Source organism: Nonomuraea fuscirosea, assembly GCF_003001935.1.
Lineage (GTDB): Bacteria > Actinomycetota > Actinomycetes > Streptosporangiales > Streptosporangiaceae > Nonomuraea > Nonomuraea fuscirosea.
This window is the reverse complement of the sequence record NZ_PVNG01000031.1, coordinates 149,206-155,250: the sequence shown is the minus strand read 5'-3', so window position 1 is coordinate 155,250 and position 6,045 is coordinate 149,206. Positions and strand designations below refer to the sequence as shown.

Below are 6,045 nucleotides of genomic sequence, written 5' to 3'. Positions count from 1 at the left end.
ACGGCAAGGTGTTCACGAAGTGGTACGGGGTGGACAAGGTCGGCGGTAAGAAGGGCTGGGTCTGGTTCGAGGTGTACCAGGGCGGTCACTGGAAGAAGTTCAACAAGTCCTGGGACGGCGAGGTCGTCGGCGCGTGGAGCGGCAAGGGTGTCAAGAAGGTCTACACCTTCACCTGCTGGGCCGGAAAGTTCGACAACTGCGGCAAGAAGTACCGCATCTACTGATCCGCCCGCACGAGGCCGGACCCCGGCGGCCTGACCAGTGCCAGCACGCTCAGCCCGAACATCAGCACACCCAGGGGAAGATGCACCGACGGCACGTGCGCGATGCCGAGCACGACCTGGGCGGAGGCGAGGGCGAGGAATCCGGCCGCGGGCCAGACCGGCCGGAGCGAGCCGCCGCCCGGCTTCCACGCCAGCACCGCGGCGAGCACGTACAGCAGCGACGACCCCCACATCACGCGAGCTCCGGCGCTGTGCAGCGTCTCCCCGTAGGGCGCGGTCAGCAGCAGCCCAGCGGAGACGGCCTGCAGGAAGATCGTCAGAGTCTGCAGCGCGATCGCGATCCGCAGGAGAGAGAAACGGCGCTGTGCCGTCGTGCGGGTGGCCATGTCAGGGTCCCCCTGTTCCGCCCCGTGGGGCCGTCGGTGGATAGGGTCTCACCTGCCTGACGACGTGGGCCCGCGAAAGGTAAGGCGACGGCATGGGGACGGCTGGGACCGGCGCCGACGAGACAGCCGACGAGCGGCGCCACCTGATCAACGTCGCCTACCGGCTGCTCGGTTCGGCGGCCGAGGCCGAGGACGCCGTGCAGGAGGCGTACACGCGCTGGTACGCCCTGCCACAGGAGCGGCGGCAGGAGATCACGAACCCCGGCGCCTGGCTGACGACGGTGACCAGCCGCATCTGCCTCGACGTGCTCGGCTCGGCGCGGGCCCGGCGGGAACGCTATGTCGGCGCGTGGCTGCCCGAGCCGCTGCCCGACCCCGCCGAGCGGGACCACGGCCACGGGGCCGACCCCGCCGACCAGCTGGTCATGAACGAATCGGTGACGACGGCCTTCCTCGTCGTCCTGGAGTCGATGACGCCCGCGGAACGGGTGGCGTTCGTGCTGCACGACGTCTTCCGTTACCCCTTCGCCGAGATCGCCGGCGTCCTCGGCCGCACCCCCGCCTCCTGCAAGCAACTGGCCTCCTCCGCCCGCAGACGGGTGGGCGTCACCAGGACCCCGGTGCCGCCGGCCACGCGGGCCGAGACGGTACGGCAGGTGAAGCGGGCCTGGGAGGCCAAGGACATCGCGGCCCTGGTCGACCTCCTCGACCCGGCCGCCGTGCTGACCGCCGACGGCGGCGGCCTGGCCGGCACGGTCCTGCACCCGGTCGAAGGCGGCACGCGCGTCGCCCGGTACCTGCTCGCCATCGCCGAGCGAAGTCCGGGCATCGAACTTCTGGAGCGATCCGTCAACGGCACGCCCGGCCTGGTGGCCCAGGTCGCCGGCACGGTCACGACCGTGGCCTCGTTCGACGTCGCCGACGGCCGCGTCACCCGCATCTGGGCCGTCCGCAACCCTGGCAAACTCCGCCCCTGGACTCGGCACGTAGCAGCCGGGGACGGGTGACAGGGCCGCCCGCTACCTCGAGGTGAGGTTGAGCGGGGTGGTGACGTGCAGGTTCCAGTCGAGGCCCGTCGGCTCGGCGTTGTGGTCGATCCAGGCGATCGCCGGATTCCCGTCGGCGTTGATCGTCATGGCCAGTCGTTCGCCGAAGCCGTTCCTGTTCTTGGCCACGGGGATGCTGGCGCAGCGGCTTCCGGTGCAGACGGCGAGCATGAGCCGCTGGTGCTCGCGGCTCTCGTACGCCACCAGCGGCCGCCCCGAGCGGTCCAGGGCCAGTGCCGGGATCGCGTGGTACTCGTCGCCGGCGCCCAGGGTGCGCACGTCGGCCTGGGCGCAGTCGGGGGTGCGGCAGTCGAGCAGCTTGTTCGCCTGGTCACGCGGGTCCCGGTAGGCGATGACCGGGCGGCCGTCCGGGCGCACCGCCAGGTCCAGGCCGAACGTCCAGGGCAGGTCGTCGAGGCTCGACGGCGCGGGTGGCACGGGCCTGGTCACGGTCGGCCGGTGGCAGGCGGCGTCCAGGCAGGAGATGACATGGATCTGGCCGTCGACGGCGTCGATCCGGGCGGCGACCGGACGGTCCCCCGGGCCGAGGGCGACGGCCAGGGTGTCGTGCGTGGCCGAATACAGGGTCGTCTCCAGCTGGGCGATCCGCCTGCGCTCCGGGTGCGCGCAGCTCGGGTCCGCGCAGAAGATGAAGGAGAGGACGTCGTGGGTCGGCCTGTCACCGCCCGCCGGATCCGCCTCGGCGTAGGCCACGACCGGGCCGCCGCCCTGCCGCACGGCCAGCGCCACCCCCACCCGCTCCGGCCGTGAGCGTGTCGTCGCGACGGCTCCGCTGCTCCGTACGCACCCGGTCGCCTCGCACGTGAGCAGTTCGAGCCTGGTGGAGGTCCAGGTGGTCAGCAGGAGGCGCCCGTCGGGCAGCCGGGTGCTGGCCGTGCCGGGCTCCCAGCGGGTGCCGGAACCGCGTGGTTCGGCCCACTCGAAACTCGTCCGCACGCACGAGGGGTCGGCGCAGGCCAGCAGGCTGGAGTCGTCCATGAAGCCGTCCATCACCACGATCAGGCCCGCGCCGCGTCCGGTGTGCAGGGCTTGCAGGTCGAAGGGGCGTAGCTCCGGCCGCCGCTCGTGGGCGAGGACGGGAAACTCCTGGGGTACCCAGGATTCCGTCACGTTCTTCTCGGCGAGCTCCGGCCACCCGAACGGGTTGATCAGGACGACTCCGCTGAACAGCAGCCCGGGGAGCAGCGCCATCGGCAGGAAGCCGAGCCTGACCGGGCTCGGGGGAGCGCCGTCGGGCAGGCCGTGCGTCAGGTCCGAGTCGTCCACCTCGGTACGCCAGGCCATGCAGTGCAGGAACTGGCGCGCGACCACGGCGGCCTGGAACGGCGTGACGGCCAGGGCTGACACGGTTCCGGCCAGGCCCCATCCGAGGGTCGTGAGCGGGCCGGGGAGCAGGGGGGGCCCGTGAGACAGGGCCCACGCCGCCGCGCCGGGAACGAGCACGACGCCGACGGCCAGCGTCGACGCGGTCCGCAGGAACCGCAGCCTGGTCAGCCGATACGCGCGGCCGATCGAGCTCAGCCCGCCGCAGCCGTGCAGCAGTACACCGGGTACGGCGAGCAGGCCGGGCAGCGCCGCGAACACGGCCACCACCAGCAGCACCTCGGCCTGCCACCGCCCATCGGTCGCCGTCAGCACGCCCGCCCTCGCCGCCCAGATCGCCCCGGACGCCAGGACGGCCACGCCGAGCAGCACGAGCAGGGACGGCAGCCGCCGCACCGTCGCCCGCAGCGCCTCGACCGGCGCCACCTGCCGGTCGAGCAGGTGACCCGCGGCGATGACCACCGTGGCGGGGAACACCACGAGCTGCCCCGCGAGCGCGACCACCGCCGCCACGACGATCCAGGTCGTCAGCGCGGCGTCGGAGGTTCCGACCAGCTGAAGCCGCTGGTCGGCCACCGTCGCCGAGCCGCCGGCCGTCGCCGTCAGCGCCAGCAGGGTCAGCGTGGCGAGCGGCACGTGCACCAGTACGCCGGGCAGCGCGAGCCGTACCAGGTGGCGTCCTGCGTCCAGGTAGCTCAGGAACGGTACGCGGTCGGCGCGTAACCGTTCGACGTGCTGCATCGAGGTCACCTGTTGAACGGTGACAGGGCATGTCGTGGGTTTTCTTGTCACTTGCCGGAAATGGTCTGGCCCGAGGTGGCCGCGCGACCGCCGATCACGTATGACCGACGTGCGTGCTCTACCGCAGCGTGAGCGGGGTGGTCACGACCAGGACCCACTCGTTCTCTCCGATGGCGTCGATCCAGCCGAGCACCGGCCGCTCGCGGTCGTCCAGTGCCATGGTCAGGCCGTGGTCGCCGTCGTGCCGGATCCGCGCGACCGGGGTCCGTGCGCAGCGCGTTCCCGTGCAGGTGGCGATGACGACCTGGGCGTGGTCGAGGTTCTGGTAGGCCACGAACGCGCGACCGTCCCGGCTCAGCGCCAGCGCCGGCTTCGAGTGGTGGTCGCCGGGTTCGGTGAGCGTCGCCGTGCCGGCCCGCGCGCAGGCGCGGTCGAGGCAGTCGAGCAGCTTCACGGCGTCGTTCTTCACGTCCCGGTAGACGATCAGCGGGCGGCCGTCGGCCCGGATCGCCAGGGCGGCGTGCGCCCGCTTCTCCCGGTCGGAGTAGCGGGGGAGCGACTCGTCCGGCAGCGGCCGGCCCGTCCTGGTACGGGTGCAGGCGGGGTCGTCGCAGGAGGTCACCACCATGGAACCGGTGTGGCGGTCGAAGGCGAGGACGACGGGCCGGTCGTCCGGGCCCACCGCGGCGACGAGTTGGCGCATGAATTCCGTCTCCTCGTTGCCGGGCAGCCGGGCGACCTCCTCGGTGCGCCGCCGGGCGCAGGCCGGATCGTCGCACGTGGTGACCGAGATCACCTCCGTGAAGCCGTCCTTCTCCTTCCACGTGGGGATCGGACGGAGCTGGGCGAGCAGCAGGCCGCCGCCGGGCCGGGCCGCCAGGGCGAGCACCCTGCTCCTGGCGGCCTGCGTCACCTTCGCGAGGGGCGGGTCGCCGGCCGCCGGGGCGCACGCCTCGGAGTCGCAGAGCATCAGCCTGAGCCGGGCGTTCCAGTTCTCGTCCCACACCCACTGGTACATGTCGTCGATCGCCCAGGTCGTCAGGGCGAGGCGGCCGTCCGCCAGCCGGGCGCCGGCCACCGGGTACTCGCCTTCCACGGCCTCCGGCTCGGCCCAGGTGAGCCGGGCCCGGGCGCAGCGGCTGTCCGCGCAGGTCAGCAGCTTCGCCGCTCGGGAGCCGTCCATGAGCATGACCATGCGCCCGCCCTGGCCGGCGTACATGGCGCGCAGTTCGGACCGTTCGAGCGTCGGTTTCGAGCGCCCGCCCTCCGTGGACACCGCGACGTCGGGCTCGCCCGACCTGCTCACGGTGATGACCGTCTCGGAGACCTCCAGCAGATCCAGCGGATTGACGAGTACGGCGCCGCCGTACAGCAGGCCGGGCAGCAGCAGCCCGGCGAGGAGCGGCACGGGCCTGATGGGGCGCGGCGCGCTCCCGGGCAGGCCGTCCACGATCGCGTCGAACTCGGCTGGCGCCCCCCTCTCGGTCAGGCGATGCAGGAACAGGCGGGCGATCACGGTCGCCTGGAACGGCACGCCGACGAGCGCCACGACGGAGGCCGCCCCGGCCCGCAGCAGCGGCGTGCCGGCCGCCGCCCAGCTCACCGCCTGCGTGGCCAGCACGGGGAAGAGCACGACGCCGAACGCCAGGGTGAACGCGGTCCCCCAGGTGGCGCCGCCCGCCAGCCGGTACGCGCGCAGGATCGGCCCCGTCGCGGACCGGCCCTCCAGCATCACGACCGCCACGGCCAGCAGGCACGGCATCGCCAGCAGGAACAGCACCGTCATCACGACGTAGGCCGCGATCTGCGCCCGCATCCCCACGAGGAGGGCGTACCAGACCGCCATGATCGCCGCGACCACGACCGCGCTCCGCAGGAGCAACGCCGCCATCGCGGGCAGGCGCCGGACCGTGATCCGCAACGCGTCCGAGGTGGAGACGTGCCTGCCGGTGAGCCGTCCGGCGGCGAGCAGCACCGTCGCGGGCAGCGCCACCACCAGCCCGGCCGTCGAGGCGACCAGCACCGCCGCCGACCACACCAGCACCGGCGGGCCTGGCGGGCCGATCAGGGCGAAACTGCCGTTGACCACCGCCGTCGAGGACTCGTCCACGACGAGGAGCAGCGCCGGCACCGCGAGCAGGACGAGCGGCGGAAAGATCAGCAGCACGGGTGGGAGCAGCCGCACCAGGTGCCGCGCGGCGGCGGCGTAGGCGAGCCAGAGCACGCCCAACCGCCGCATGTCGTACCGGGCGTCCTCGTGATCCGCCGTGACGGCGGGTCTCTCATCGGTCGGTCGGCTCATCG

At 72.9% G+C, this 6,045-nt stretch carries 4 protein-coding genes and 1 pseudogene; 2 read left to right on the top strand and 3 right to left on the bottom strand.

From position 1 onward, the window contains the following. Positions 1 to 224 (top strand): annotated as a pseudogene (locus B0I32_RS49805) (hypothetical protein); the annotation flags it as partial. On the opposite strand, the gene B0I32_RS49800 reads toward B0I32_RS49805, so the two are convergent. Beyond that, entirely contained in the window at positions 218 to 610 is a 393-nt protein-coding gene (locus B0I32_RS49800; RefSeq protein ID WP_106251780.1) for a hypothetical protein, read from the bottom strand. The pseudogene B0I32_RS49805 and the gene B0I32_RS49800 overlap by 7 nt on opposite strands. 92 nt (positions 611 to 702) lie before the next feature. Here B0I32_RS49800 and sigJ point away from each other — a divergent pair, with 92 nt between their 5' ends. Next, positions 703 to 1,617, top strand: coding sequence for an RNA polymerase sigma factor SigJ (gene sigJ, locus B0I32_RS49795; RefSeq protein ID WP_106251779.1), 915 nt, complete (start codon positions 703 to 705; stop codon positions 1,615 to 1,617). A gap of 12 nt (positions 1,618 to 1,629) precedes the next feature. Here the strand turns inward: sigJ and B0I32_RS49790 are convergent, their stop codons facing one another. Continuing rightward, on the bottom strand, positions 1,630 to 3,750 hold the full coding sequence (locus tag B0I32_RS49790) for a hypothetical protein (protein WP_106251777.1): 2,121 nt from the start codon (positions 3,748 to 3,750) through the stop codon (positions 1,630 to 1,632). Between the two features lie 109 nt (positions 3,751 to 3,859). Then, positions 3,860 to 6,043, bottom strand: coding sequence for a hypothetical protein (locus tag B0I32_RS49785; protein WP_106251775.1), 2,184 nt, complete (start codon positions 6,041 to 6,043; stop codon positions 3,860 to 3,862). Between the last annotated feature and the right edge of the window lie 2 nt (positions 6,044 to 6,045).

Coding starts and splice junctions, on each gene's coding strand:
- sigJ (WP_106251779.1), top strand. CDS start 703: ATGGGGACGGCTGGGACCGGCGCCGACGAGACAGCCGACGAGCGGCGC.
- B0I32_RS49800 (WP_106251780.1), bottom strand. CDS start 610: ATGGCCACCCGCACGACGGCACAGCGCCGTTTCTCTCTCCTGCGGATC.
- B0I32_RS49785 (WP_106251775.1), bottom strand. CDS start 6,043: ATGAGCCGACCGACCGATGAGAGACCCGCCGTCACGGCGGATCACGAG.